The 23,938-nt window shown below is 35.2% G+C and carries 24 protein-coding genes; 13 read left to right on the top strand and 11 right to left on the bottom strand.

Annotated elements, in window-relative coordinates; genetic code table 11:
* Positions 1 to 121: 121 nt before the first annotated feature.
* The 8 genes from M2372_RS21525 (at position 122) to M2372_RS21490 (ending at position 8,342) form a co-directional block, all read left to right on the top strand.
* The gene (locus M2372_RS21525; RefSeq protein ID WP_115973514.1) at positions 122 to 1,828 is read left to right on the top strand and encodes a DEAD/DEAH box helicase; all 1,707 of its coding nucleotides are present in this window, start codon (positions 122 to 124) and stop codon (positions 1,826 to 1,828) included.
* 151 nt (positions 1,829 to 1,979) lie between these two features.
* Positions 1,980 to 2,618: a DUF47 domain-containing protein gene (locus tag M2372_RS21520; RefSeq protein ID WP_115973515.1), complete on the top strand. Its 639-nt coding sequence runs from the start codon at positions 1,980 to 1,982 to the stop codon at positions 2,616 to 2,618.
* Between the two features lie 23 nt (positions 2,619 to 2,641).
* Positions 2,642 to 3,784 (top strand): inorganic phosphate transporter, encoded by a 1,143-nt coding sequence (locus tag M2372_RS21515; protein WP_123321213.1) that lies wholly within the window; start codon positions 2,642 to 2,644, stop codon positions 3,782 to 3,784.
* A 103-nt stretch (positions 3,785 to 3,887) separates the two neighbouring features.
* Entirely contained in the window at positions 3,888 to 4,859 is a 972-nt protein-coding gene (locus M2372_RS21510) for a polyprenyl synthetase family protein (RefSeq protein ID WP_123321214.1), read from the top strand.
* Between the two features lie 74 nt (positions 4,860 to 4,933).
* Positions 4,934 to 5,887, top strand: a complete 954-nt coding sequence (locus M2372_RS21505) for a GSCFA domain-containing protein (RefSeq protein WP_123321215.1) — start codon at positions 4,934 to 4,936, stop codon at positions 5,885 to 5,887.
* Positions 5,884 to 6,411, top strand: coding sequence for a DUF4269 domain-containing protein (locus M2372_RS21500; RefSeq protein WP_123321216.1), 528 nt, complete (start codon positions 5,884 to 5,886; stop codon positions 6,409 to 6,411). Before M2372_RS21505 ends, M2372_RS21500 begins: the two co-directional genes overlap by 4 nt.
* A 3-nt stretch (positions 6,412 to 6,414) precedes the next feature.
* Complete coding sequence (locus M2372_RS21495; RefSeq protein WP_123321217.1) at positions 6,415 to 7,185, top strand: TatD family hydrolase; 771 nt, start codon at positions 6,415 to 6,417, stop codon at positions 7,183 to 7,185.
* The gene (locus tag M2372_RS21490) at positions 7,185 to 8,342 is read left to right on the top strand and encodes a hypothetical protein (RefSeq protein ID WP_123321218.1); all 1,158 of its coding nucleotides are present in this window, start codon (positions 7,185 to 7,187) and stop codon (positions 8,340 to 8,342) included. Before M2372_RS21495 ends, M2372_RS21490 begins: the two co-directional genes overlap by 1 nt.
* Positions 8,343 to 8,389: 47 nt before the next feature.
* On the opposite strand, the gene M2372_RS21485 is transcribed toward M2372_RS21490, so the two are convergent.
* From M2372_RS21485 to M2372_RS21465, 5 genes are all read right to left on the bottom strand, one after another.
* Complete coding sequence (locus M2372_RS21485) at positions 8,390 to 9,691, bottom strand: DEAD/DEAH box helicase (RefSeq protein ID WP_115973522.1); 1,302 nt, start codon at positions 9,689 to 9,691, stop codon at positions 8,390 to 8,392.
* 334 nt (positions 9,692 to 10,025) lie between these two features.
* Positions 10,026 to 10,514, bottom strand: coding sequence for a DUF6438 domain-containing protein (locus tag M2372_RS21480; RefSeq protein WP_123321219.1), 489 nt, complete (start codon positions 10,512 to 10,514; stop codon positions 10,026 to 10,028).
* 175 nt (positions 10,515 to 10,689) lie between these two features.
* Complete coding sequence (gene obgE, locus M2372_RS21475) at positions 10,690 to 11,673, bottom strand: GTPase ObgE (RefSeq protein ID WP_115973524.1); 984 nt, start codon at positions 11,671 to 11,673, stop codon at positions 10,690 to 10,692.
* 65 nt (positions 11,674 to 11,738) lie between these two features.
* Positions 11,739 to 12,317, bottom strand: a complete 579-nt coding sequence (locus M2372_RS21470; protein ID WP_115973525.1) for an adenylate kinase — start codon at positions 12,315 to 12,317, stop codon at positions 11,739 to 11,741.
* Between the two features lie 123 nt (positions 12,318 to 12,440).
* Positions 12,441 to 12,995: a phosphoribosyltransferase gene (locus M2372_RS21465; RefSeq protein WP_115973526.1), complete on the bottom strand. Its 555-nt coding sequence runs from the start codon at positions 12,993 to 12,995 to the stop codon at positions 12,441 to 12,443.
* A gap of 195 nt (positions 12,996 to 13,190) precedes the next feature.
* Between M2372_RS21465 and M2372_RS21460 the strand changes: the two genes are divergently transcribed.
* On the top strand, positions 13,191 to 14,780 hold the full coding sequence (locus tag M2372_RS21460; RefSeq protein WP_123321220.1) for an ABC-F family ATP-binding cassette domain-containing protein: 1,590 nt from the start codon (positions 13,191 to 13,193) through the stop codon (positions 14,778 to 14,780).
* 184 nt (positions 14,781 to 14,964) lie between these two features.
* Here M2372_RS21460 and M2372_RS21455 read toward each other — a convergent pair whose 3' ends face one another.
* The 6 genes from M2372_RS21455 to M2372_RS21430 all read right to left on the bottom strand — a co-directional run bounded on the left by M2372_RS21455 (position 14,965) and on the right by M2372_RS21430 (position 20,023).
* Positions 14,965 to 15,483, bottom strand: a complete 519-nt coding sequence (locus M2372_RS21455) for a HEAT repeat domain-containing protein (RefSeq protein WP_123321221.1) — start codon at positions 15,481 to 15,483, stop codon at positions 14,965 to 14,967.
* An 11-nt stretch (positions 15,484 to 15,494) separates the two neighbouring features.
* Positions 15,495 to 15,758, bottom strand: coding sequence for a zinc ribbon domain-containing protein (locus M2372_RS21450; RefSeq protein WP_115973530.1), 264 nt, complete (start codon positions 15,756 to 15,758; stop codon positions 15,495 to 15,497).
* Positions 15,759 to 15,993: 235 nt separating this feature from the next.
* Positions 15,994 to 16,674 (bottom strand): YafY family protein, encoded by a 681-nt coding sequence (locus M2372_RS21445; RefSeq protein ID WP_123321222.1) that lies wholly within the window; start codon positions 16,672 to 16,674, stop codon positions 15,994 to 15,996.
* A gap of 148 nt (positions 16,675 to 16,822) precedes the next feature.
* Entirely contained in the window at positions 16,823 to 17,755 is a 933-nt protein-coding gene (locus M2372_RS21440; RefSeq protein WP_123321223.1) for an alpha/beta fold hydrolase, read from the bottom strand.
* A 352-nt stretch (positions 17,756 to 18,107) separates the two neighbouring features.
* Positions 18,108 to 18,776: a hypothetical protein gene (locus M2372_RS21435; RefSeq protein ID WP_185018927.1), complete on the bottom strand. Its 669-nt coding sequence runs from the start codon at positions 18,774 to 18,776 to the stop codon at positions 18,108 to 18,110.
* 14 nt (positions 18,777 to 18,790) lie between these two features.
* Positions 18,791 to 20,023, bottom strand: a complete 1,233-nt coding sequence (locus tag M2372_RS21430) for an AAA family ATPase (protein WP_123321225.1) — start codon at positions 20,021 to 20,023, stop codon at positions 18,791 to 18,793.
* A 149-nt stretch (positions 20,024 to 20,172) separates the two neighbouring features.
* Here M2372_RS21430 and M2372_RS21425 point away from each other — a divergent pair, with 149 nt between their 5' ends.
* From M2372_RS21425 to M2372_RS21410, 4 genes are all read left to right on the top strand, one after another.
* Positions 20,173 to 21,459, top strand: a complete 1,287-nt coding sequence (locus M2372_RS21425) for an adenylosuccinate synthase (protein WP_115973534.1) — start codon at positions 20,173 to 20,175, stop codon at positions 21,457 to 21,459.
* Between the two features lie 190 nt (positions 21,460 to 21,649).
* The gene (locus M2372_RS21420; protein WP_148060818.1) at positions 21,650 to 21,910 is read left to right on the top strand and encodes a hypothetical protein; all 261 of its coding nucleotides are present in this window, start codon (positions 21,650 to 21,652) and stop codon (positions 21,908 to 21,910) included.
* Between the two features lie 197 nt (positions 21,911 to 22,107).
* Positions 22,108 to 22,959: a hypothetical protein gene (locus M2372_RS21415; RefSeq protein WP_123321227.1), complete on the top strand. Its 852-nt coding sequence runs from the start codon at positions 22,108 to 22,110 to the stop codon at positions 22,957 to 22,959.
* A 163-nt stretch (positions 22,960 to 23,122) separates the two neighbouring features.
* Positions 23,123 to 23,896, top strand: a complete 774-nt coding sequence (locus tag M2372_RS21410; protein WP_115973537.1) for a ParA family protein — start codon at positions 23,123 to 23,125, stop codon at positions 23,894 to 23,896.
* Positions 23,897 to 23,938: the final 42 nt, after the last annotated feature.

The following is a 23,938-nucleotide window of genomic DNA, read 5'->3' as shown; positions in this document are numbered from 1 at the left end:
TTATTTTTTCAAATATTAAAAAAGTATTATAAGATTCTGAATTTAACTTTGTATATTTAAAACTTTATTCAAAAACAAGTCAAATATTTATTGTATCTTTGCAAAAATTTTAAAATAGTTAATGAATTTATTTACGGAAACCAATTTAAGTCCTGATATCCTTAAGGCAATTGGCGAACTGGGCTACGAAAGCCCAACAGAAATCCAAAAACAGACTATCCCTTTTATTCTTTCAGATATTCGCGACTTGATCGCACTTGCGCAGACAGGGACAGGCAAAACAGCAGCGTTTTCGCTTCCGATTTTGGATATGATTGACGATACGAGTCGCAAAATCCAATTATTGGTGCTTTGTCCGACACGGGAATTATGTCTTCAGATTTCTAAAGACATAAAGAATTACTCTAAGTACATGAAAGACATCAAAACTACAGCAGTTTATGGTGGAAGTAGTATTGTAGATCAGATGAGATCTTTAAAGGATAAACCACAGATTATTGTGGGAACTCCTGGTAGAGTAATTGATCTTATCAACAGAAAAGCACTTGACTTTTCTGCTATTCATTGGTTAGTATTAGACGAAGCTGATGAAATGCTTTCTATGGGATTCAAAGACGAGTTGGAAACCATCTTAAGAGAAACACCGGAAACTAAACAAACTTTCTTATTCTCGGCTACGATGAATAAAGAAGTGGAAAGAATTTCCAAAAATTACCTTACAAAGCCACACCGTATTTCAGTAGGTTCTATCAACGAAGTGAAGAAGAATATTACACACGAATATTATGTGGTAGGGTACCGTCAGAAAAAAGAAGCATTAAAGAGATTAATTGATGCCAACCCGAATCAGTATTCCATTATTTTCTGTAGAACAAGAATGGAAACTCAGGAGGTGGCTGATTTCTTGATGCAGAACGGTTATGCAGCTGATGCCCTTCATGGAGACCTTTCTCAGGCGCAGAGAGATACGGTAATGAAGAAATTCAGATTGAAAAACATTGATATTCTTGTAGCAACAGATGTTGCAGCAAGAGGATTGGATGTAAACTCTTTGACTCACGTTATTCATTTCTCTTTACCTGATGATCCTGAAGTATTTGTTCACAGAAGTGGTAGAACAGGTAGAGCTGGAAAAAATGGTATTTCTATGGCTTTAATCAAGCCTGAAGAAAGCAGAAAACTGAAGCAGATTAAATCTGCAACAAAAATTGAAATTAACGAAAAATTCATTCCTACAGGTGAAGATATTATCAAAGCTCAGGTAGGAGGTGTATTCGAAAAATTATTGACGGAGCACGAAGATATTTTCGAATTTGATAATAGCTTAATCCCGGATTTGAGCAATTTCACAAAAGAAGAATTGGTACACCAGTTACTGCAATTCCAATTGAAAGACCTTGCTTTATATTACAAAGACAAGCATGATCTTACTGAGCAGAAATTGAGCAGCAGAGATGATGATTACTCAAGAAGAGACAGAGGACGTGACAGGGATAGCAGAGACCGAGACAGAGGTCGTGATAGAGACAGAGATCGCGGAAGAGATAGAGATCGTAGCAGCAAACCAAGAAGAAGAGATGAAAACATGGTTAGATTCTTCTTTAATCTTGGAAAAAAAGATCATTTGAAGAAACTTGATGTTTTAGATATTATCAATAAGGCAACTGATGATGGAAAAAGCAAAAGAAGAGCTGAAATCGGTGATATTGAGATTTTAGAGAAATTCTCTTTCTTTGAAGTTGAAAAATCCTTTAAAGATAATGTTTTAAGTAACATTCAATCGATGAAATTCAAAGGGAAAGATATGAGAGCTGAAGTAGCTAACTAATCCCTTTTTATACTATACAAAACCGGCAGTAATGCCGGTTTTTTTATTTGGTAATCAGTAGGTAAGCGAATGTTAACAAAACTTAATGTTATATAGTTTCACGTGCGATCCTTTTTTAGGAAATTTGCACTCGAATTATAAATACTAAAAAATGGGAATTGGTAATATTTTCCACGCTTTTCAACCAAAAGATAAAATCTTCTTTGTACTTTTTGAAAAGGTAACTGAAAATCTAGTTGCAATGTCTGAAGATTTCAACGCTGGAATCAAGGATTTCGATCTTAATGACGATTCAATGTTGAAAAAAATGAGTGATTTCGAACATAAGAATGACGAGCTTACTCACGAAATCTTCGTAGAACTTGGAAAAAACTTCATCACTCCTTTTGACCGTGAAGATATTCACACACTGGCAACAGGTTTAGATGATATCGCTGATTATATCTACGCGTCTACAAAATATATCTTCCTATACAAATCTCCTGAGATGAAAGCGTATTCAGATTTCTCTCTATTGATTCACAAGGCATGTCTTGAAATCCAGAATGCAATGAAAAACCTTAAAGGATTCAAGAACATGGAGCAGGTGAAGGAAGCTTGTATTAAAGTAAACTCTATTGAGAACATTGCAGATGACCTGCTTTCTAACTCAATGGTAGAGTTATTTGAAACCAACGATGCCATCAACATCATTAAGGTTTCTTCTGTATTGAACTATCTTGAAATCGTAACTGATAAAGCTGAAGATGTTGCCAATACAATTGAGAACATCATGATTAAATACGCCTAAAAGATAACAATACCTAGCAAAAAATGGAATTTCCGATTTTACTGATAGTTATTATTGCGTTGGCGCTGATCTTTGATTATATCAATGGTTTTCATGATGCAGCCAATTCGATTGCAACTATCGTTTCTACAAAAGTTTTAACTCCATTCCAGGCTGTACTTTGGGCAGCACTTTGGAACTTTGCAGCTTTCTTTATTGCTGCTTACATTATTGGAGAATTTAAAATTGGTAATACAATTGCCAAAACAGTTAACGAGAATTTTATCACGCTTGAAGTTATATTTTCCGGTTTGATGGCAGCTATTGCCTGGAACCTTCTGACATGGTGGTTTGGGATTCCTTCCTCATCGTCGCATACACTGATCGGAGGATTCCTGGGAGCAGCTTTAACGCATGCTTTTATGATGGATTACCATGATGTGGCGGCAGCACAGCCAGGACTTGGGATGTGGGAAACTATTAAAGAAGCTTTCATTCAGGTAACTCATCAAGGTGTAGTGAAGTTTGATAAAGTTATTCCTATCTTCTTGTTCATTTTCATGGCACCAATCATAGGGATGATTATTTCAATCATTATTACATTAATTATTGTACACCTTTATAAAAGATCAAACCCACACAAAGCAGACAAATCTTTCAAAAGATTGCAGCTGGTTTCTTCAGCCTTGTTCAGTTTAGGACATGGTCTGAATGATGCTCAGAAAGTAATGGGAATCATTGGAGCGGCGGTAATTTACTATCACGTTAATATGCTTCAGGATACACAGTATTTGAATATTCCTTCTGCGGGACGTTTTGATTACTTTGCACAACATTATATTTGGGTTCCTTTAGTTTCATTTATTGCCATTGCTCTAGGAACTATGAGTGGGGGTTGGAAGATCATCAAAACAATGGGAACAAAGATCACTAAAGTAACTTCATTGGAAGGTGTGAGTGCAGAAACTGCAGGAGCTATTACTTTATTCATTACAGACCACTTCGGTATTCCTGTATCTACAACACATACGATTACAGGTTCTATCATCGGAGTTGGATTAACGAAAAGAATTTCAGCAGTAAGATGGGGTATTACAGTAAGCTTACTTTGGGCTTGGGTATTAACCATTCCGATCTCAGCAATTGTAGCTGGTATCACTTATCTTCTTGTAACTTTCTTATTTTAAGATAAAAAATCACAATTATCATATAGACTTTGTCCATTTGGGCAAAGTTTTTTGTTTTATAAAGCCTTGAAAAATTGTATTTTTGTTCAAATTATAAGATTTTATGGAATTTTTAGACAGATACCAGCAGATTGTTGGGGAAGCCATCAATAAGTACACTTTTAAAGATAAGCCTACGGAGTTATATGATCCGATGAACTATATCATTTCCCATGGTGGAAAACGTCTTCGTCCCATTATGGTGCTGATGGCCTGTGATCTGTTTGGTGGAGACCTGAAGCAAGCTATAAAGCCGGCTTTAGCAATCGAGTTTTTCCATAATTTTACTCTGATCCATGATGATATTATGGATGAGGCTCCTTTAAGAAGAAATAAACCTACCATCCATACACTACACGGGATCAATGTGGGAATTCTTTCCGGGGACGGATTGATGCTTAAAGCTTATAAATTCTTTGAAGACCTTGAACCTGAAATTTTCAAGGCTTGTATCAGAATATTTACCCATACTGGACTTCTTTTATGTGAAGGACAGCAGTATGATATCAATTTCGAAACTCAGGAAAATGTAACCTTTGATGATTACATTAGAATGATTACCTACAAAACCGGAGTATTGAGTGCTTCTTCTTTTGAGATCGGAGCATTAATCGCGAGAGCTGATTTTAAGGATGCAAAAGCAATCTTCAATTTCGGAAAACACATCGGAATTGCATTCCAGATTATGGATGATTATCTTGATGTATTCGGAGATCAGGCACAGTTTGGGAAAAAACATGCCGGAGATATCTATGAGAACAAGAAAACAGTTCTTTACCTGTTAGCAAGAGAACATGCTACAGATGAAGAAAGAAAAGAACTGGATTACTGGTATTCTAAAAAGACAGACAATATTGATAAAGTCTACGGAGTTGAAAAGATCTTCAGAAGAACAAAAGTAGATGAAAAAGCACTTCGTCTGATCGAAAAACACAACGAAATCGGTCAGAGCTATCTTAAGAAAATTGATATTCCGGAAGAAAAGAAAAAGCCGTTCATTGAGCTGGCAAACTATCTTTTAAGAAGAGAAAGCTAAATAAGGTTCCAGATGATAGGTAGTAGGTCGCAGAGTTGCCTGCTGCCTATTACCTGCCACCTAAAATCTATACAATGAAATTCAGAACAGAAGTCGATATTCCGAAATCAGAGAAAAAGATTGAGATTGAAGACAGAATATTTTCAATCGGTTCCTGCTTTGCCTCTGAAATGACAGAACTGTTGAAAGAGGGCCAGCTTCAGACCCTCAACAATCCTTTTGGGACGATTTTTAACCCCTTTTCTATCAATAATGCAGTAAAAAGACTCCATGATTCGGAGTTTTATGTAGAGGAAGAGCTGATTGTCTATAATGAAGAATATATCTCGCTGGATCACCATACAAGCTTTGATACAAGATATATTCACCAGACGTTGGATAAGATCAATGGAGCCATTGAAGAAGGAAATGCCTTTCTACAGGAAGCAGACTGGATCATTATTACCTATGGATCTTCCTTCATTTACGAATTCGTACCCAAGAATAAATTAGTAGCCAATTGCCATAAGATTCCACAGAAGTTTTTTGAAAAAAGGCTGCTTTCCCATCAGGAGCTTACAGGTTCTATTTACAATACCATTCTGGAGCTTAAAGATATCTGTAAAGAAGGAGTTCAGATTCTGTTTTCTGTTTCGCCGGTAAGGCATACCAAAGACGGAATGGTGGAGAATCAGCTGAGTAAATCTAAGCTGATTACAGCCATTCATGAGTCTATATCTATGTTTGAAGACTGTCATTATCTTCCGGTTTATGAGATTTTGATGGATGATCTGAGAGATTACCGTTTCTATAAAGAAGATATGATTCATCCGAGTGCCCAGGCCGTTAATTATATTTTTGATAAGTTTGGAGACTCTTATTTTTCAGGGGAAACCAAAGACTTTATCAAAGAAAACTTTAAGATCATGAGAGCGTTGGAACACAAAACCAATGATGTGAAAGATCCTAAGTTTATAGAATTCAGGGAGAAACTGGATCAGAGAATAGAAAATCAGCGTACAAAAGTAAAACATACAATATTCAAATGATTGACTTTACGGAGATTGAATACTTAAAGTTGGGAAACGGAAGACAAAAAAGAGCCTATGAAGTCCTTACTCAATATAAGATCTTTGAAAAGCTGAGTAAATATTCTCCACTACTAGCAGGAACAATTCCGATTGAAATTGATGTTGAAAACAGTGATCTGGATATTATCTGTGAGGTGGATCTGAGATTTGAAGAAGACTTTTTAAAGGAGATTATGTTCACAGAACTTATACCCGCCGATATAAGAGTTTTCGTTGAAAAAATGATTATAAACGAAGAAGAAAGTATTACACTGAACTTTATGCTGGAAGAATTTTCTATTGAGATTTTCGGTCAGAATAAGCCTCCAATAGAACAGAATGCTTATCGGCATATGGTTGCTGAACACAAAATATTACAGGAAAAAGGAGAAGATTTTAAACAAAAAATAATAGAGCTTAAGAAACAGGGAATCAAAACAGAACCGGCATTCGGAATACTGATGCATCTGGAAAATCCCTATGAAGATCTGTTAAAATTATAAAAAATGATTGATACACATACCCATTTATACGCAGAAGAATTTGATGAAGACAGAAAAGAAGCCATTCAGAGAGCTTTAGATAAAGGAATTACGGAGTTTTATCTTCCGGCAATTGATTCCGAATCCCATGGGAAAATGCTTGAACTGGAAGCAGAATATCCGGGACAGATTTTTTCAATGATGGGGTTACATCCTTGTTATGTAAAGCCTGAATCCTGGGAGAAAGAGCTTGAGATCGTTAAAAGTTATCTTGACCAAAGGCATTTTCCGGCAATAGGAGAGATCGGTATTGATCTGTACTGGGATAAAACAACCCTGGACATTCAGGTAAAAGCTTTTGAACAGCAAATCGACTGGGCGATAGAAAAAGACCTTCCTATCGTTATTCATACCAGAGAAAGCTTTGATGAAACATTCGAGGTGCTGGAAAGAAAGAAACATCCTAAATTAAGAGGAATTTTTCATTGCTTTTCCGGAAATCTGGAGCAGGCACAGCACGCAATAGACCTGAATTTTATCTTGGGGATCGGTGGAGTAGTGACCTTCAAAAACGGAAAAATAGACCAGTTTCTGAGCGAAATCCCTTTAGATAAAATCGTATTGGAGACAGATTCTCCTTATTTAGCTCCGGTTCCGCACAGAGGAAAAAGAAATGAAAGTTCATATCTTGATCTGGTAGCCGGAAAGCTGGTAAATATTTACGGTAAAGACTTCTCTGAAATAGACAGAATCACTACCGAAAATGCACGGAATCTTTTTAAAACCGAGGTATAATGAATGGAATTCTAAAGTTTGTAAAAGATAACCGGCTCAATAGTATTATCCTGTTTGCTGTTTATTTTGTTATTAATCTTTTATTCCTGACAAAGTATGGGATCAGGCAGTCTTTTATACCTCTCAGTATTTTAGTGGCTGTTTTCGCTGTAGGAAACGCAGTGATGTTTTTTTTAGGGAAATGGTCGGGGTTTAAGAAAATAATGTCGGCAAAACTGGTTTATATCCTGATAGGATGCATTGCTGTTGCTTATATTGCCATGTGCCATGTGATGAAAGATCCTTACAAAATGAATATAGACAGATGGCAGACTTTAGAGTTTTCTTTAGAATACTGGATCAAAGGAAAATATATTTATGATACTCCGAACTTTATGGGGAATCTGTCCTCTTACCTTCCGGGGCAGCTGCTTATTTCCAGTATATTTTATTTTTTAGGAAATGTAGGATACCTTCAGGTGGGTGCTTTTTTACTCTTTTCATATACGATCTGCCTGGAATTTAAAAGCAATTTCATTCGGTTTATAGCAGTATTGATGCTGGGAGTATCGTTGGCCTATATTTATGATGTGGTCTGTAAAAGTGATTTTATTGCTTCTTTTATTGCTGTTGCTGCGTTTATGCTCTTATGGCATAGTAGATTTAAACATGATTATTTTCAGAAACCTCTTCTGCTGGGAGTAAGTATAGGCATTCTGTGTCTTACAAGAAGTGTAGTGATTATTCCATTAATTATTTTTCTGTTAAGACCTTTTTTACTGACTCGCTGGGAAAAGAGAATAAAGTTTGGGATAAGTTTTTTACTAACAGTAGGAATATTACTAGCAACGGTCTTTCTGCCTGCCAAAAGCCTTGATCACTTGTTACACTATAACCCCTTAACACTCCAGGGACAAAGTAACAAATACGTGATGCTATTTTTCATTGTACTGGCAATCATTTCCTCATTGTATGCTAAAAGAATAGAAATGGTGTTTTATTTTTCAGCTTATATCACTTTTTTAGTGATGGTAAGCTTTGTGACTGAGAAATATCTGATTTTAGGATTTTCTTTTCAGAGTAATTTCTTTTCTACCACATATTTAGCAGCCTGTTTGCCTTTCTGTATTATCGGATATTGCTACACAAAGCGGAAAGAATCAGACGCAATAGATTAACCTCAATAAAAAATAAACCCCTCTCATTTTGAAAGGGGGTTTACTATTTATTTTTTTCTGGTGAAATTTTTGTTCTTAGGTTTTTTAAACCCAACCGAAGCTCCTCCAGCCGGTTTCTTTTTATTTGGTCTGGAATTGTTACTGTTATTAGAAATTCTGGGCCTGTCGGTACCCGCAGAAGCCGGTTTGTTATTAGAATCTCTTTTCTGAGCTATAAGATTATCCGTATGGAACGGGTGATTTTTGATGACAGGAATTTTCTTTCCAATCAGCTTTTCTGTGTTTTTCAGGTTCGTAAGATCAAGACCATCTACAAAAGATATAGAAGATCCTTCAGCTCCCGCTCTTCCTGTTCTTCCGATTCTGTGTACATACGTTTCAGAAACATCAGAAAGCTCAAAATTGATCACGAATTTTAATTCATCAATATCAATACCTCTTGCTGCAATATCTGTAGCGACAAGAATCCTTGTTTTTCCTGATTTAAAATTATTAAGGGCGTTCTGTCTTGCATTCTGAGATTTATTCCCATGAATCGCCTCAGCAGAGATATTGTCCTGCTGAAGTTTTCTTGCAATCTTATCAGCGCCGTGCTTTGTTCTGGAAAATACCAATACAGAGTCTGAAATGTCATTTTGTAGGATATGAGATAACAGATTTAGCTTGTTTTCCTTTTCTACAAAGTAAACGGATTGCTTAATGGTATCTGCAGTAGAAGAAACCGGAGTCACCTCTACTTTTACCGGGTTGTTCAGAATGGAATTAGCCAGTTTCTGAATCTCTACGGGCATCGTTGCAGAGAAGAACAGAGTCTGTCTTTTTTGTGGTAAAAGTTTGATGATTCTTTTTACATCATGCACAAATCCCATATCAAGCATTCTATCCGCTTCATCAAGAACAAATATTTCAAGATTTCTTAAGCTGATAATACCCTGAGCAATAAAGTCAAGAAGTCTTCCCGGTGTAGCCACCAAAATGTCAACCCCTCTTTTTAAAGCAGCTTCCTGATTTCCCTGTTTTACTCCTCCGAAAATAACAAGTTCCTTTAGCGGAAGATATTTACCATAAGCATTAATGTTCTCTTCAATCTGGATCGCCAATTCTCTGGTAGGCGTAAGGATTAAAGCTTTAATATTTTTATTTGGTATTTTATTTTTAGATAGATTCTGTAAAATAGGAATAGCAAATGCTGCTGTTTTTCCTGTTCCTGTCTGTGCACAGCCTAAAAAGTCTCTGCCTTGTAAAATATCAGGAATAGATCTTTCCTGAATGGGTGTTGGAGTCGTATATCCCTGTTCCTGAATTGCCTTGGCAATAGGTTCTATTAAGTTTAAGTCTGTAAAATTCAAATGAATTATTTTAAAATTTTAAATAAAAAATTCCCTCTGTTTGAAAGAATTACATTTTGCAAAGGTAGGTTAAAAAAAATTAAGATTTTCACAATGATGAAGTAGGCTTTATCTGCCCTGATTAATTCATTATAAGGCTCATACCCATATTTGTTAATTGGTGAATGTATTTAATTATAGTTAATGGCTTTTTCTTAAATGAGATTATCAATATTACAACTGAAAAAGGTTCGGTTACAAAACAGTTTATTAAAAAATAAATACGATTATTTTATATAAAGAATGGCTGCCTAATCTAAGGCAGCCATTTATATTTATTGTATCAGATGAGTGGTTATTTCACCTTGGTCCATTGTTGGCTCTTTCTCAGATCCTCAAAAAAGTGATATATTTCTGAAAGCTTTTCGCTTCCCCGTTTCCCATAATCTTCCACATTTTTTGAAGTACCATCTGCAAAATTGATTCTTAAATAAGAGGTAGGTAAGTCAGTAATGTTTTTTTCTCCGTATTTGTCATTTAAATTTTTTACCTCTAAACCGTCCAGTAAGCTGATGAGCTTATTGTAATCTGCCTCTTTAATGGTTCCTTTAAAAGTTCCTTCTCTGGGCTTGGAGAATTCGTCTTTTGAAGGTTTATCGGTGAAATTAAAATGTTCCGCTTCAAAAACTGCTGTTCTGTCCGGATTGATGGTCATGGTGAAGACAGGGCAGAACCCAAAACACGGGGTGGCCTGATATTCTATTTTAGAATATTTTGAATTGACTTTCTGAGAAGTACAGGAAAATAAAAATATAAAAGCACAAAGGCCTAGTACATATTTCATAGCTTACAATTTCTTTAGACACTTTCAATAACCATTCCAATCTAAAAGATCCGGAAAATAAAATTGGTTTCATGCGGTGAAAAATAAAAGAGTATCATTAAAGGCTAAAAAATAAAGAGGAACAAAACTGCTCCTCTTTATTAATATTTTTTTAAATCAAATTCTCAATCTGAAATTATCCGTGTAGCTGTTTCCAGATAGCATCCTTCAGTTCTACAAGACCTTCTCCGGTAACTCCTGAAAAGAATAAAGGCTGTTTATTCTCCGGGAACTCCGCTGCAATCTCCTTTTTAAGTTCATCATCCAAAAGATCGGATTTTGAAACAGAAATAATGAAATCTTTATCTAAAAGCTCAGGATTATATTCTTTTAATTCATTTTCCAATACCTTAAATTCCTGGAAGTGATCTTCAGAATCTGCAGGAATTAAAAACAACAGGATAGAGTTTCTTTCAATATGTCTCAGGAATCTGTGTCCTAATCCTTTTCCTTCTGCTGCTCCTTCAATAATTCCCGGAATATCGGCCATTACAAATGATTTGTAATTTCTGTAATCCACAATTCCAAGGTTTGGAGTCAGGGTTGTAAAGGCATAGTTAGCAATTTTAGGCTTTGCTGCAGAAACAGAAGCTAGAAGTGTAGATTTTCCGGCATTCGGGAATCCAACCAATCCTACATCGGCCAAAATTTTAAGCTCAAAGACTACATAGCCTTCCTGGCTATCCATTCCTGGTTGAGCATATCTTGGAGTTTGATTGGTAGAAGATTTGAAGAATTCGTTTCCTTTTCCTCCTTTTCCTCCTTCCATCAAAATGATTTCCTGCTTGTCTTCAAGGATCTCGCCGATAATTTCTCCTTCTTCATTTTTAGCGATCGTTCCAATAGGAACATCAATATAAATATCAGAACCATCAGCACCGGTAAGCTGGTTTTTGGCTCCGTTTTCACCACGCTCAGCTTTTATGTGGCGGGTGTATCGAAGCGGAAGTAAAGTCCATTCCTGAGCATTTCCTCTCATAATGACGTGTCCACCGCGACCTCCATCGCCACCATCGGGACCACCTTTAGGAATATACTTTTCACGGCGAAGGTGGGCAGAACCAGCACCTCCGTGTCCGCTTTTACAATGGATTTTTACGTAATCTACAAAGTTAGACATATAGTATTTGTTACGAGTTGCGAGCTACGGGACGAAAAATACGTATCCCGTATCCCGAATCTCGATTATTTAATTTTCTCTACCTCAGCGAAAAGTTTCTGGGAAATTTCGTTAATTTCACCTACACCGTTTACTTCAACATATTTACCTTGTTGCTTGTAAAGTTCGGCTACTTCTGCTGTTTTAGTATAATATTCTTTAATTCTGTTTTCAATGATCTCTACATTGCTGTCGTCTGATCTTCCGCTGGTTTCCCCTCTTTTCAGAAGTCTTTCCACCAAAATTTTATCCTCTACGATTAATGAAAGACAAATGTCAATATCATCATTAAGTTCTTCTTTAACGATTTTTTCCAACGCTTCTGTCTGAGCAGTAGTTCTTGGATATCCATCAAAGATAAAACCATTAGTGTCGGTAGGTTTTCTGATCTCATCAATCAGCATATCTGTTGTTACCTGATCCGGAACCAATTCTCCCTTATCGATGTAAGACTTAGCCAGTTTTCCCAGTTCGGTGTCATTTTTCATGTTGTATCTGAAAAGATCACCTGTTGAAACCTGTTTTAAGTTGAATTTTTCGATTAGATTCTGAGCTTGTGTTCCTTTTCCACTTCCTGGAGGGCCGAACAGAACAATGTTTATCATAATGTTGTTTCGCTTCCGGCAATTGGCAACTGCTTCTTGCTTTTAGCTTTATTTAGTTAATATTTTACTTTATTTCGATTTAATATTTAAAGCTAAAAGCCAGTAGCTGATAGCTATAGGCATTTAATGATTAATTTGTCCGTCTTCTAATTGGTACAAATTAGGTAGGTTTCTTCCCAATTCATCGTAATCCAATCCATAACCAAGAACAAATTTATTTGGAATCTCTCTTCCAATATAGTCCAGTTTGAAGTCCTTCTTGTAAATCTCAGGCTTCAGTAAGAAACTAGCCAACTTTACAGATTTAGGACGTTGTGTTTCCTGAAAATATTTGAACAGACTTTCAACCGTATTTCCTGTATCAACGATATCTTCTACAAGAATAATGTGACGGTCTTTTACATCTTTTGTCAGTTCCATTTTTTGATAAACAATCCCTGTAGATTCAGTTCCTACGTAAGAACTCATTTGAAGGAAAGCGATTTCGCATTCCCCAGGATAATATTTTAAAAGATCTGAGAAGAACATGATAACCCCATTCAAAACACCAATGAAAACAGGAACTTCGTCTTTGTAATCTTCATAAATTCTTAATGCTGTCTCTTTTACAATTTCCTGAATTTCGGCATCCTTTAAATAAGGAACGAAAGTTTTGTCGTGAACTTTAATACTTTCCATAAAAAATTTTAGTAGTTGGCAAAGTTACGGATTTTAGATTTTTCATTAAAATCTTTTTGTGTTTAATCACCGTTTTATACTATATTTGTTCTTTCAAACCCATAAATACAGACATGTAGGATATAATTTCTTTCAGATTCAATGAAGCGGTAGCCCATGAGTTACCGGTGTTTAACCTTTATTAAGAAAGAAATCATGATTTTACTGCAAAATATATCCTTTGGGTTTCCGGGAGGAGATCTCCTTTTTAATCATATCAATTTAACAGTACCATCTCATACCAAATCAGCTTTGGTAGGAAGCAACGGCATGGGAAAATCTACCATGCTGAAAATTATAGCAAATGAAATACAGCCATTAGAGGGAAGTATAAACATTCAGGGTGAAATTTTCTATGTTCCCCAAATGTTCGGAAATTTTAATCATTTAACCATCGCAGAGTGTCTGAATATAGATCAAAAGCTTTTTGCCCTTGAAAAAATCACAAGTGGGGAAGTGGATGAACAATATTTTGAACTGCTGAATGACGACTGGGATATTGAAGAACGCTGTCAGAATGCACTACAGTATTGGAATCTTCAGGATTTTGACTTAAACCAAAAACTAGAGGGATTAAGTGGCGGACAGAAGACCAAGGTTTTTCTTGCCGGAATTCAGATCAATCAGCCTGAGATTATTATTTTGGATGAACCTACCAATCATCTGGATCTGGAAGGAAGAAAACTCCTGTATGACCTGATTGAAAAAGTAAGTGCTACCGTTGTTATTGTAAGCCATGACCGGACATTGCTGAACCTTGTCGATACAATTTTTGAACTAAGTAATCAGGGAATTGCTACCTATGGCGGAAATTATGATTTCTACACAGAGCAGAAGGAAGTGGAGGATGAAGCTTTACAAAATGATATTCATGCCAAAGAACGGGCATTGAAAAAAGCAAAAGAAAAAGAACGGGAAACTCTGGAACGAAAACAAAAGCTTGATGCCAGAGGAAAACAGAAACAGGAAAAATCCGGTGTGGCCAGAATTATGATGAATACGCTTCGGAACAATGCTGAGAAAAATACTTCAAAGCTGAAAAGTGTCCATACGGAAAAGATCAGTGGTATTTCAGGAGACTTGAGAGATTTGCGTTCTTCTGTAAGAAATTCTGATCAGATGAAGGTTAATTTCAATGATTCCGGGTTGCATTCCGGGAAGGTTTTAATTACAGCAGAGTATATTAACTTTAGCTATGGTGAAAAAAAGCTCTGGAAAGAGAATCTTGATCTTGAAGTACGAAGTGGAGACAGAATTTCAATTAAAGGCTCCAATGGTTCAGGAAAAACTACTTTGATAAAGCTTCTTTTGGGAAGTATAAAACCTTCCATCGGAAATATCAGTATTACTGAGTTCAACAGTATTTATATCGATCAGGAATATTCATTGATTGATAATGAGCTCACATTATATGATTTTGTACAAACATTCAATGACAGCACTTTGCAGGAATCGGAAGTGAAGACCTTGTTGTCACGTTTTTTATTCAGTAAGGAAATGTGGGATAAAAAATGCGGTGTTTTAAGTGGGGGAGAACGGCTGAGACTGCTTCTTTGTGGGCTTTCCATCAGTAATAAAGCTCCGGATATGATGATTCTTGATGAACCTACCAATAATCTGGATTTGCAGAATGTAGAAATTCTGACCAACTCTATTAAAGATTATCGCGGGACGCTGCTGGTGATCTCGCATGATGAAGTGTTTCTTGAAGAGATTGGAATTGGTAGGGAAGTCATGCTGGAATAATTTATTTCTCACGGATTTCGCAGATCCTCATGAATCTATTTTATCTGTGTAATCTGCGTAATCTGCAAGATCAGCGAGAGATTATATTGTATAAATTCAATAGGAGCGGGCTTTAGCCCAAACCTACAAAAAGAATATCCTGGAAATAGTTTCCAGGATATTTTATATCTATCAATTCAAAAAATTATTTTTTTGTTTTCTTAATCGCATCCAGATAAATTTTCTTGATGCTGTTCTTTTCCTCTTTTTCACTAATGTTCTCAAGTGCTGGAAGAAGAGTCTTATTGTGTGGAGTTTTCAGTTTCAGTATTTCTCCCAATGCAAAAGCAGCGCTCCAACGGACAACAGTTCCTTCATGCTCAGTGTTTGCTGTCAGATTGGTGATGGCCATGTCCAGATTCTCAGGGAATAACTGAGCGGTGTTACCAATCACTTTAGCGCTTTCCCATTTTATTCTGGGAGCTTTTTCAGTAAGGGTATTGGTGACAAAAGTGAATACGGTTTCGTCTGCCAGGTTAGGATTTTGCTTGGTAGCATATTCCATAGCTTCTATGCAGGTCCCTTTTACTGGGTCTTTTGCTTTCTCAGCAAAAGCAATCAGTTCATCTGTTGGCAGAGAAGTATCAATAATCCATTTGCTGATGATTTCTGTTTTTTCCTTTGCTTTGGAAGTCTTGTCTTTAAAAAGTTCTTCTATAGTCATGGTGTTGATTTTTAATTTTTCCAGCGTTCTAATTTAGGAATTCCTTTTGAAAATAAACTGGCCAGAAAACCGGGAAACCCTATATCCTTCATTTTATTTTTTACAAATTCCTGCATTTCCGGTGCTGTGATATTTGATTGTTTGAACTGTCCTTTTTCATAGCAATAATCACAATATTTTGTGCTGATAGAACCGTCAGTATTGGTTCCGCCTCCGTTGGGTGATTTTTTCAGAGGCATCCCGCAGCTCTGGCAATTTTTGTATACTTTATCCATGTTGTATTATATTTTGGACAAAGGTAAATGAGGCAACTGTCAACCCTATGTCAGTCTGTTTTTTTATTTGAAAGGTAGTTGGGTGCTGGGAGATGGAAGTTGTGGAAGCCGGAGGTCGGGAGTAGATGTATGTAGCTATTTATTCAGTTTATTTTTAAGAATAATTACAAAGGCTTTCAGAAGTTATTCACCTGGGAGAAACTTCCAGCATCCCTCTTCCTGCTCCCATCCTAAACTACGCCAAAGAATTAATATACTCCTCAAGGGTAAAATGCTTCTCTTTTTTGAATGGCTGATCCGTATTCTTCAAGTTCTGAATCTGCAAAACCTTAAAATCCCGGTATTCCTTTCTCTTCCAGCACCATGCAATCAGATGCCATTGGTTAGTGTAAAAGCTCATACCGATAGGTTCAATTTCCCTTTCACTGGCTTCGTTTGAATTGTTGAGATAGCTTATTTTTAAAATCTGCTTATCAACAATAGCATTCTGTATGATGGTAAGATAATTCTTGCTATGGTCGGTATCAGGAGAAACATAAATGCCGATCTTTTCCTGTAACTGATCAGCTTTTTCCTTCTCGCTATATCGTAAGACCGATTTTATCTTGTCTATTGCATTGCCAACATTCTTCTGTATCGTTTTGTCTGTATAACGCTCAGAAAGTTTGGAAATCATAATTAAAGCATTGGCTTCATCACTGGTCAGAAGAACAGGAGGAAGAAAGAAGCCCTGCAAAACGGTATAGCCTTTCTGCGGTTCATAATCAATAGGAACTCCAATTTCACCCAAAGCTTTAATATCCCTGTAAACCGTTCTGATGCTGATTTCATATTTGTCAGCAATATAATCAGCGGTTACAAACTTTTTAGATTGCAGGGTGGTAAGCACGGAAATCAGTCGGTCAATTCTGTTCATTATTTAAAGCATGAGATTCAAAAATATAAAATTATTGAATATGGTGACCATTTCGAGCGCAGCGCAGCAACCTCAGTACATACAAGTTCTCCCAGATCTTGCAAATATATCCACAGGCATCAGCAAAATCTGTATAATCTGCGAGAGCCTATTTACAATGTTTCAAGATCCAATCATAAATACCGTTCAGTACCTGCTCCCATATTTCCTCATTTAAAATCTCATGACGCATTTCTGGATAGATCTTCACATTTACATCCTGAAAGCCATCAGCTTTTAAATTGTTAACAGTAACCATCACTCCCTTACTAAAATCACCAATCGGATCATTCTGTCCGCTTACAAACAGAAAAGGAAATGACGGAGAAATAGCAGTAGCCCAATCCCTTGAGGTTGCTCTTTTATAAACCGTAAACAGAGTATAAAAAGCATTGTGAGTGAAAGGAATTCCACACAGCTCGTCTTGTTCGAAATTTTTTCTGTTCTTAGGATTAACACTAAGCCAGCTTGTATCACCAAAGTCTTTATCATCTTTAAAATGCTTATTGTTTACTTTGGTAAAAACAGAATTTAAAAAAGTACGATGTCGTGGAGCTATGGCATTAGCCAAAGATAAATATCCTCTTAATAGGGCAATTCCCGGTAAAGGTCCACCAGTTCCTGTGATGATTGCCCCTGCAAATTTATGACTGGCCTTCTGAAGTAGACAACGCGTAATAAATGATCCCATGGAATGTCCCAAAATAAAATGGGGAACATCCGGATATTGTGCAGCAAGGTGATCTGCCATCATTTCTGCATCAGCAATCAATCTTTCATCCGGTTTTTCAAGCTGGAAGAACCCGATATCCTTTTTCTCTTTTACAGATTTGCCATGGCCTAGATGGTCATAAGTCAGTACTGCAATTCCGTGATTGGCAAAATATTCTGCTATTTCAGCATATCTTCCGCTGTGTTCCTGCATGCCGTGAACGATGAGGAGAGTGGCTTTTGGGGTATCTGGGGCAAACAGGTTGCAGAAAAGGTGAGATTTGCTATTTGCCTTCGAAGATAAATATGCTGATGTTTTAAATCTAGACATAAGGACTAATTTAGATACAATTAAAGATACGGAATATATAAAAAAATAGCTTTTTTAAATTATTCAGAAATTGTAAATTCACAATGTGTGTCATTACAGTCAAGATTTTTGTTTAGGAAAGGTGGCTGTGATGAAAAATTTATTGAACTTTCTAACAATAAGAAAATACCTAATATAATTATTCCTGATAAGCCGATGAATAATTTAGTAGAGATTCTTACGAACTCTATTAAAAGTTTACTAGTGATTTTGTATAATGACGTATTTTTGAAAGAGATTGGAGTGAGTGATAAGGTTTGTTTGTAAAATCATATAATGCGAATGAAAATCTTACATTTTATGTCTAAATATTTTAATCAAAGTATTTTTCTAAATCAGTTCTCATTTCATCATTATCTCTTATTATATTTCTTTTAAAAGAAGTGAAATTCGAAGATTTTTTTAAATGCCTTTTAATCTCCGCTAAAAAATAGTTTTTATCATCAGTATCAAACCCATCTGTATAATAATTTATTAGGTGCTTTTGAAAATCTTTAATATCTTCTAGAACTTTATTTCTTAAATTACTAGCTTCTATTGTTTTTAGTTTAGTTGTGCCATTAAACACATCCTCAAGTAATTTTACAGTTGAAAGAGTTGACGAATTAGTATCTAGTGCTTCAACTATAACCTTTTCTTTTGGGTAGGGTTTCATTGATAATTTTATGCGGTTTTCAATGTTCTCATCTATATCTGTACAATCAATAATATCTTCAAAATTATCAAGTTTGATGTTATTACAATGGCCACATGACCAAAATAAATTTTCCCATTTAAATTTCAAGTTTAAATTTCCTTTATGAGGTCTAAAGTGTTCAATGTTAATTGTTATAGGTTCTTTATACTCACATATGTAACATTTATTTTTGAAATCATCTTTAATTCTTGTTAAAACATCTCCACATTTATAATCTCCACTACTTTTAGCTTTTTCAATATCTAGACAGTCTGGAGAAGGTTGAGATTTTTCAAAGTATACCATGATGTAGAAGGCGATTAATTTTTTTTATTTGTTATTTCTTTTAATTGAAGTTCCTGTAATTTTACCATTAATTCGGTAGAAAGATATTTGGGTGAATGAGTGAAATAATTACGAAGTTCTCTTAAATAGTCTTTTTGTAGCGCAGAAAGGTTTTCCTTTATTATTAAATTTTCAAAATCAGAAATTTTCTTTTTTACTTCTTCAGAATACTTATCACTTCTAAAATAACTTTCTATTAAAGCATCATATGAATAACTTGATAAATCTGTCGTAATAATTTTCGTTTCTAAATCACAGATTGTAGCATTAGAAATTGAAGATAAAACAAAAGGAGAATGTGTTGTGACAATAAATTGAATTTTTGGAAAAAAATCAATTAAAAATGGAAGTATTTTCTTTTGGAGATCAACATGTAAATGTGTTTCAATTTCATCAATAATTACAATGCCCTCTAAATCATAAGATTTTACTTCATGAGCTTCCATTCTTAAGAGAAGTTCTGTAATTATACTTATTATTGCAGAATATCCATCAGATAATGTATTAAAATTAAATGGTTCATTATTATCTGTAATAATATCAAAATTATATGTCCTTCTATCAAATCTAAGTTCGAGATGATTTATATCAAATAGAGCTTTCAAGCTGTTTTCAAATCTATTAAACCAATCGTCTATTTTTTTGACAGTTTCTACTTCGTTATCATCTCTAGCAAATGAACGGTCGGCTTTTAAATTAACAATATATTGGATGAAATTAAGATTTGCCTTTTCTGTAAGTCCATATTTTTTTTTAATATCTATCTTATTGATGCCAACAGGGGTTTTTAGAGAAATATGTCGTTTAGAATCAAAAAAAGCTAAAATAAAGCTGCCATAACTTACTTTTTCACAAATGTCATTTTTAATTCCAGAAAAACTAATTTTTGTTCCACCAAATGACTCAAACCAATCATGTAGATTTTTTATTGCTTTTTGATATTGTATCCTATCACTTTCCGAGATATCTTCTTTAATTGTTTGTGTATAATTTGTGTAATTTTTTTGATTGTTTTCTAAATTTTCATATTCGCCATTATCAATTTTACTTAAATATTTATTTATCTCATTTAACAAACTTGTTTTTCCGCTTCCATTTTTTCCAGTTAGGATAAGATGTTGTCTTTTTAAATTTGATAAAGGAATTTCGAAATTGTTAACATTTCTAGATTTTTCAACAAAAATATTTGTAATAAAGTTTTCAGCCATTTTATTAAACTTAATAATCAAATATACATAATTATCCTAGATTTTCAATCCAATGATTTTCACCCCACCCAAAAATAAAATCACCCTCAAATTTGCTCACCCAATTTTTTAAAAGTAATTTTGCACGAATCTTAAAACAAAAGTAAAATATGTCAACTTATGTAGTTGTAGGTCTTCAGTATGGAGATGAAGGTAAAGGTAAAATCACGGATGTTTTATCAGCAAAATCAGACTATGTAGTGCGTTTCCAGGGAGGAGACAACGCAGGTCACACGGTATATGTTGGTGAAGAAAAATTCGTTCTACACCTTCTTCCTTCAGGAGTTCTTCAATGCAAAGGGAAATGTATCATTGCGAACGGAGTAGTGGTAAACCCTAAGTCTTTTATTAGAGAAGTTGGTCAGATCGAGAGCAAAAACTTGAGAACAGATCACATTTTTATCAGCAGAAGAGCGCATGTTATCATGCCTTACCACATCCTTTTGGATACTTACCGTGAAGAGGAACACGGCGGAACTCAGATCGGAACAACCAAAAAAGGAATCGGACCTTGCTATGAAGATAAAATTGCAAGAGTCGGAATCAGAATGGTTGACCTATTGAACCCTGAAATTTTAAGAGATAAAATTGAGAAAAACTTAAAAGTTAAGAACTCTCTTTTTGAAAAATATTACGGAAAACCGACATTAGACGTTGAAGAAATCTATAACGAATATTTAGAAATCGGAAAACAGCTTCAGGACAGAATCGTTGATACTGAATTAGAGCTAAACGAGGCAATCAGAGACGGTAAAAATGTTTTATTTGAAGGAGCACAGGCATTAATGCTTGATATCGACTTCGGTACATATCCGTATGTAACTTCATCTTCTCCATCTACAGGAGGGGTTTGTTCAGGAGCAGGAGTTCCACCAACATCACTTCAAAACCTGATTGGTGTAGCAAAAGCATACTGTACAAGAGTAGGAAACGGACCTTTCCCATCTGAATTAGACAATGAATTAGGAGAAAAGATCAGACAGATCGGTGGTGAATTCGGAGCTACTACAGGGAGACCAAGAAGAACAGGTTGGTTAGACCTTGTTTCTTTAAAGCATGCTTGTATGATCAACGGGATCAATAACCTTGTGATTACTAAACTTGACGTTCTTACAGGAATTGAAAACCTTAAAATCGTTACGCATTACAAAACTGAAGACGGAAAAATTATCGATTACTTTACTTCGTCAACAGAGAAGCTGTACAACTATGAGCCAATCTACCAGGATTTACCAGGTTGGGCGGAAGATATCACAAAAGCTAGAAGCTATGATGAACTTCCTGATAACGCTCAGAAATACATTGAGTTTATCGAAAAATATTTAGGAATTAATGTATACTTAGTTTCTGTAGGTCCTGAAAGAAGTCAGAACATCATCAGAAAAGAATTATTCTAATATTCTTAGAACATATATAAAAAGAGACTGTCAGATTTGATGGTCTCTTTTTTTTGTTTGCTATCCATGTCAGGGTTTTAAACCTTGACATGGATGATTATGTATTTTCTAAATATTAAAGTTATTGAAAACTCTTATATTTAGTCTTATATATAATCGGATGGAAAACAATAAATTGCCTCAATCTGCCATGAACAAAATTGTAATTAGCTTATACTTTACCATTGCATATGCTGTTTTACTAAGTGTTTATTTAGGATTTCCAATAAATATCCGCAGTAATTTTTTGCTGATGTTATTTGTTGTTTGCAGCTTACTGTTTAGTGTTGCTGCTATATATTTTGCTGCTAAAAGTTATAAGGAAGTAAAGATCAGTTCGGTCATTCTCATTATTATCAATGCACTGGGACTATTAATACCATTGATAATGTTGCTGATGATTTTTACATAATTCAATACTTTGAACGATTTTAAGCGTATATTTTTACTATTTGAAATGTTAAATTTTAAACATTTTCATAAAATTTTATAATATTATGTTGTTTTGGTAAAATTCTGGCAAATATTTTGATATTGAAACATTGCTTATCGATAAGAACTAATCAAACTAATAATCACATTTTTTTAACAGTTTAAATAGTAATAGTGATGAAACACCAGAACCAAAACCAGGAGTTTCGTTTTAACGAAGTCCTTTTTGAGCACCGAAATAAGCAATACGGTGCTTATGTATTAAGAAACGAATCAGATAGAATATTAACCAAAGCACTTTTTATAGGAGTAAGTTTAATGGCTGCCGTCTCTATTACACCAGTTGTAATATCAGCTTTTAAAGGCCCGGAGATTTTGCACACTTCTTGTGATATTGGTCCGATTAATATTCAAAATGTAGATACTCCAGAAGTAGCGCCTCCTGTAGAAATTATAAAACCAACAACTGCTCCCGATAAAAGAACATTTGACAGTACAGTGCCTATACCATCAAGTACAGCACAGGATCCGGATAATGTGAAAAAAGATGTTGTTCCTGATGATGCTGTGGCAGGCTTTACAGATCATTTTAAAGGAGATGTAGTCGCTCCGAATACATATGTGCCAACAACGGCACCTGTGGGATCAGGGCCGGTAATCAATACTCCACCGCCAGTAATTTCAGAGCCGGTAGATAAAAGCAAAATCGTAGATGCAGGCGATCTTGGAGTGGAAGCGAATTTTAAAGGAGGGATAGATTCTTTCAGAAATAAAGTCATGAACAGCTTCGACGGTTCAGGAATTGAATCAGAAGAAATAATAAAAACTACGGTTACATTCATTGTAGAAATGGATGGAACAATTTCAGGGGTAAAAGCTAACGGAACCAACGCCGATTTTAATAATGAGGCAATCAGAACAGTGAAGGCAATTTCAAACAAAGGAATCTGGATTCCTGCCAAAAACAAAAAAGGTGAATTTGTAAGAAGTTACTTCAAATTTCCAATCTCCATGAAGTTTGATAATTAATATCAAAAATCAATTTTTAATAGTTATCCACAAAGATTTTTTTTTGTGGATAATTTTTTTTATTGTTAAATTGCTTATTAACAGTATTTTAACTCAATTTTGATTTTCTCTATCTATCGGGAGCAAAGAAAAAAGTGTATTTTTGAAACTTAAAGTTCTAATAATGGCAAAAATCATAGGTATTGCTAATCAAAAAGGTGGGGTAGGAAAAACTACTACCGCTGTAAACTTAGCAGCAGCATTAGGAGTATTGGAAAAGAAAATATTGATCATTGACGCTGACCCTCAGGCCAATGCTACATCTGGCTTGGGAGTAGAAGATGTTCAGTATTCCACATATAATCTACTGGAGCATAGTGCAGATACAAGAACCTGTATCAAAAGAACGGCAACGCCGAATCTGGATATTATTCCATCACACATTGACCTGGTAGCAGCGGAGATCGAATTGGTAGACAAAGAAGATCGTGAATATATGCTGAAAAAGGCTCTGGCCAGTGTAAGAGATGATTATGATTATATTATCATAGACTGTGCGCCAAGTTTAGGTCTGATTACAGTAAACGCTCTTACCGCAGCAGATTCTGTGATTATCCCCATCCAATGTGAGTACTTTGCATTAGAAGGACTTGGGAAACTTTTGAATACCGTTAAAAATGTTCAGAAGATCCATAACAAAGATCTTGGAATAGAAGGTCTTCTTTTAACGATGTATGACAGCCGATTAAGACTTTCTAATCAGGTAGTGGAAGAAGTCAATCTTCACTTTCCGGAAATGGTTTTTGAAACCATCATCAGCAGAAATGTAAGATTGAGCGAAGCACCGAGTTTTGGAGAAAGTATCCTGAACTATGATGCAGAAAGTAAAGGGGCTGTTCAGTATATTCAGTTAGCTGAAGAAGTTCTTTTAAAGAACGAAAACTTAATAAAGAATTAAATTTAATAATAAATGGCCAATAGGTGAGAGGTAATCATCACT

Source organism: Chryseobacterium sp. BIGb0232 (assembly GCF_024810195.1).
GTDB classification, from domain to species: Bacteria; Bacteroidota; Bacteroidia; order Flavobacteriales; family Weeksellaceae; genus Chryseobacterium; species Chryseobacterium pennae.
Note: the sequence above shows the minus strand (reverse complement) of the source record. Positions and strands in the feature narration are given on the sequence as shown.

Bases quoted from the DNA above. Each gene is read 5' to 3' on its own strand.
- M2372_RS21450 (WP_115973530.1), bottom strand. From the start codon at position 15,758: ATGGATAAAGTATACAAAAATTGCCAGAGCTGCGGGATGCCTCTGAAA.
- M2372_RS21500 (WP_123321216.1), top strand. From the start codon at position 5,884: ATGATTGACTTTACGGAGATTGAATACTTAAAGTTGGGAAACGGAAGA.
- M2372_RS21465 (WP_115973526.1), bottom strand. From the start codon at position 12,995: ATGGAAAGTATTAAAGTTCACGACAAAACTTTCGTTCCTTATTTAAAG.
- M2372_RS21435 (WP_185018927.1), bottom strand. From the start codon at position 18,776: ATGGTATACTTTGAAAAATCTCAACCTTCTCCAGACTGTCTAGATATT.
- M2372_RS21440 (WP_123321223.1), bottom strand. From the start codon at position 17,755: ATGTCTAGATTTAAAACATCAGCATATTTATCTTCGAAGGCAAATAGC.
- M2372_RS21480 (WP_123321219.1), bottom strand. From the start codon at position 10,514: ATGAAATATGTACTAGGCCTTTGTGCTTTTATATTTTTATTTTCCTGT.
- M2372_RS21490 (WP_123321218.1), top strand. From the start codon at position 7,185: ATGAATGGAATTCTAAAGTTTGTAAAAGATAACCGGCTCAATAGTATT.
- M2372_RS21445 (WP_123321222.1), bottom strand. From the start codon at position 16,674: ATGAACAGAATTGACCGACTGATTTCCGTGCTTACCACCCTGCAATCT.
- M2372_RS21455 (WP_123321221.1), bottom strand. From the start codon at position 15,483: ATGACTATAGAAGAACTTTTTAAAGACAAGACTTCCAAAGCAAAGGAA.
- M2372_RS21510 (WP_123321214.1), top strand. From the start codon at position 3,888: ATGGAATTTTTAGACAGATACCAGCAGATTGTTGGGGAAGCCATCAAT.
- M2372_RS21515 (WP_123321213.1), top strand. From the start codon at position 2,642: ATGGAATTTCCGATTTTACTGATAGTTATTATTGCGTTGGCGCTGATC.
- M2372_RS21520 (WP_115973515.1), top strand. From the start codon at position 1,980: ATGGGAATTGGTAATATTTTCCACGCTTTTCAACCAAAAGATAAAATC.
- M2372_RS21425 (WP_115973534.1), top strand. From the start codon at position 20,173: ATGTCAACTTATGTAGTTGTAGGTCTTCAGTATGGAGATGAAGGTAAA.
- M2372_RS21525 (WP_115973514.1), top strand. From the start codon at position 122: ATGAATTTATTTACGGAAACCAATTTAAGTCCTGATATCCTTAAGGCA.
- M2372_RS21505 (WP_123321215.1), top strand. From the start codon at position 4,934: ATGAAATTCAGAACAGAAGTCGATATTCCGAAATCAGAGAAAAAGATT.
- obgE (WP_115973524.1), bottom strand. From the start codon at position 11,673: ATGTCTAACTTTGTAGATTACGTAAAAATCCATTGTAAAAGCGGACAC.
- M2372_RS21460 (WP_123321220.1), top strand. From the start codon at position 13,191: ATGATTTTACTGCAAAATATATCCTTTGGGTTTCCGGGAGGAGATCTC.
- M2372_RS21415 (WP_123321227.1), top strand. From the start codon at position 22,108: ATGAAACACCAGAACCAAAACCAGGAGTTTCGTTTTAACGAAGTCCTT.
- M2372_RS21410 (WP_115973537.1), top strand. From the start codon at position 23,123: ATGGCAAAAATCATAGGTATTGCTAATCAAAAAGGTGGGGTAGGAAAA.
- M2372_RS21495 (WP_123321217.1), top strand. From the start codon at position 6,415: ATGATTGATACACATACCCATTTATACGCAGAAGAATTTGATGAAGAC.
- M2372_RS21470 (WP_115973525.1), bottom strand. From the start codon at position 12,317: ATGATAAACATTGTTCTGTTCGGCCCTCCAGGAAGTGGAAAAGGAACA.
- M2372_RS21430 (WP_123321225.1), bottom strand. From the start codon at position 20,023: ATGGCTGAAAACTTTATTACAAATATTTTTGTTGAAAAATCTAGAAAT.
- M2372_RS21420 (WP_148060818.1), top strand. From the start codon at position 21,650: ATGAACAAAATTGTAATTAGCTTATACTTTACCATTGCATATGCTGTT.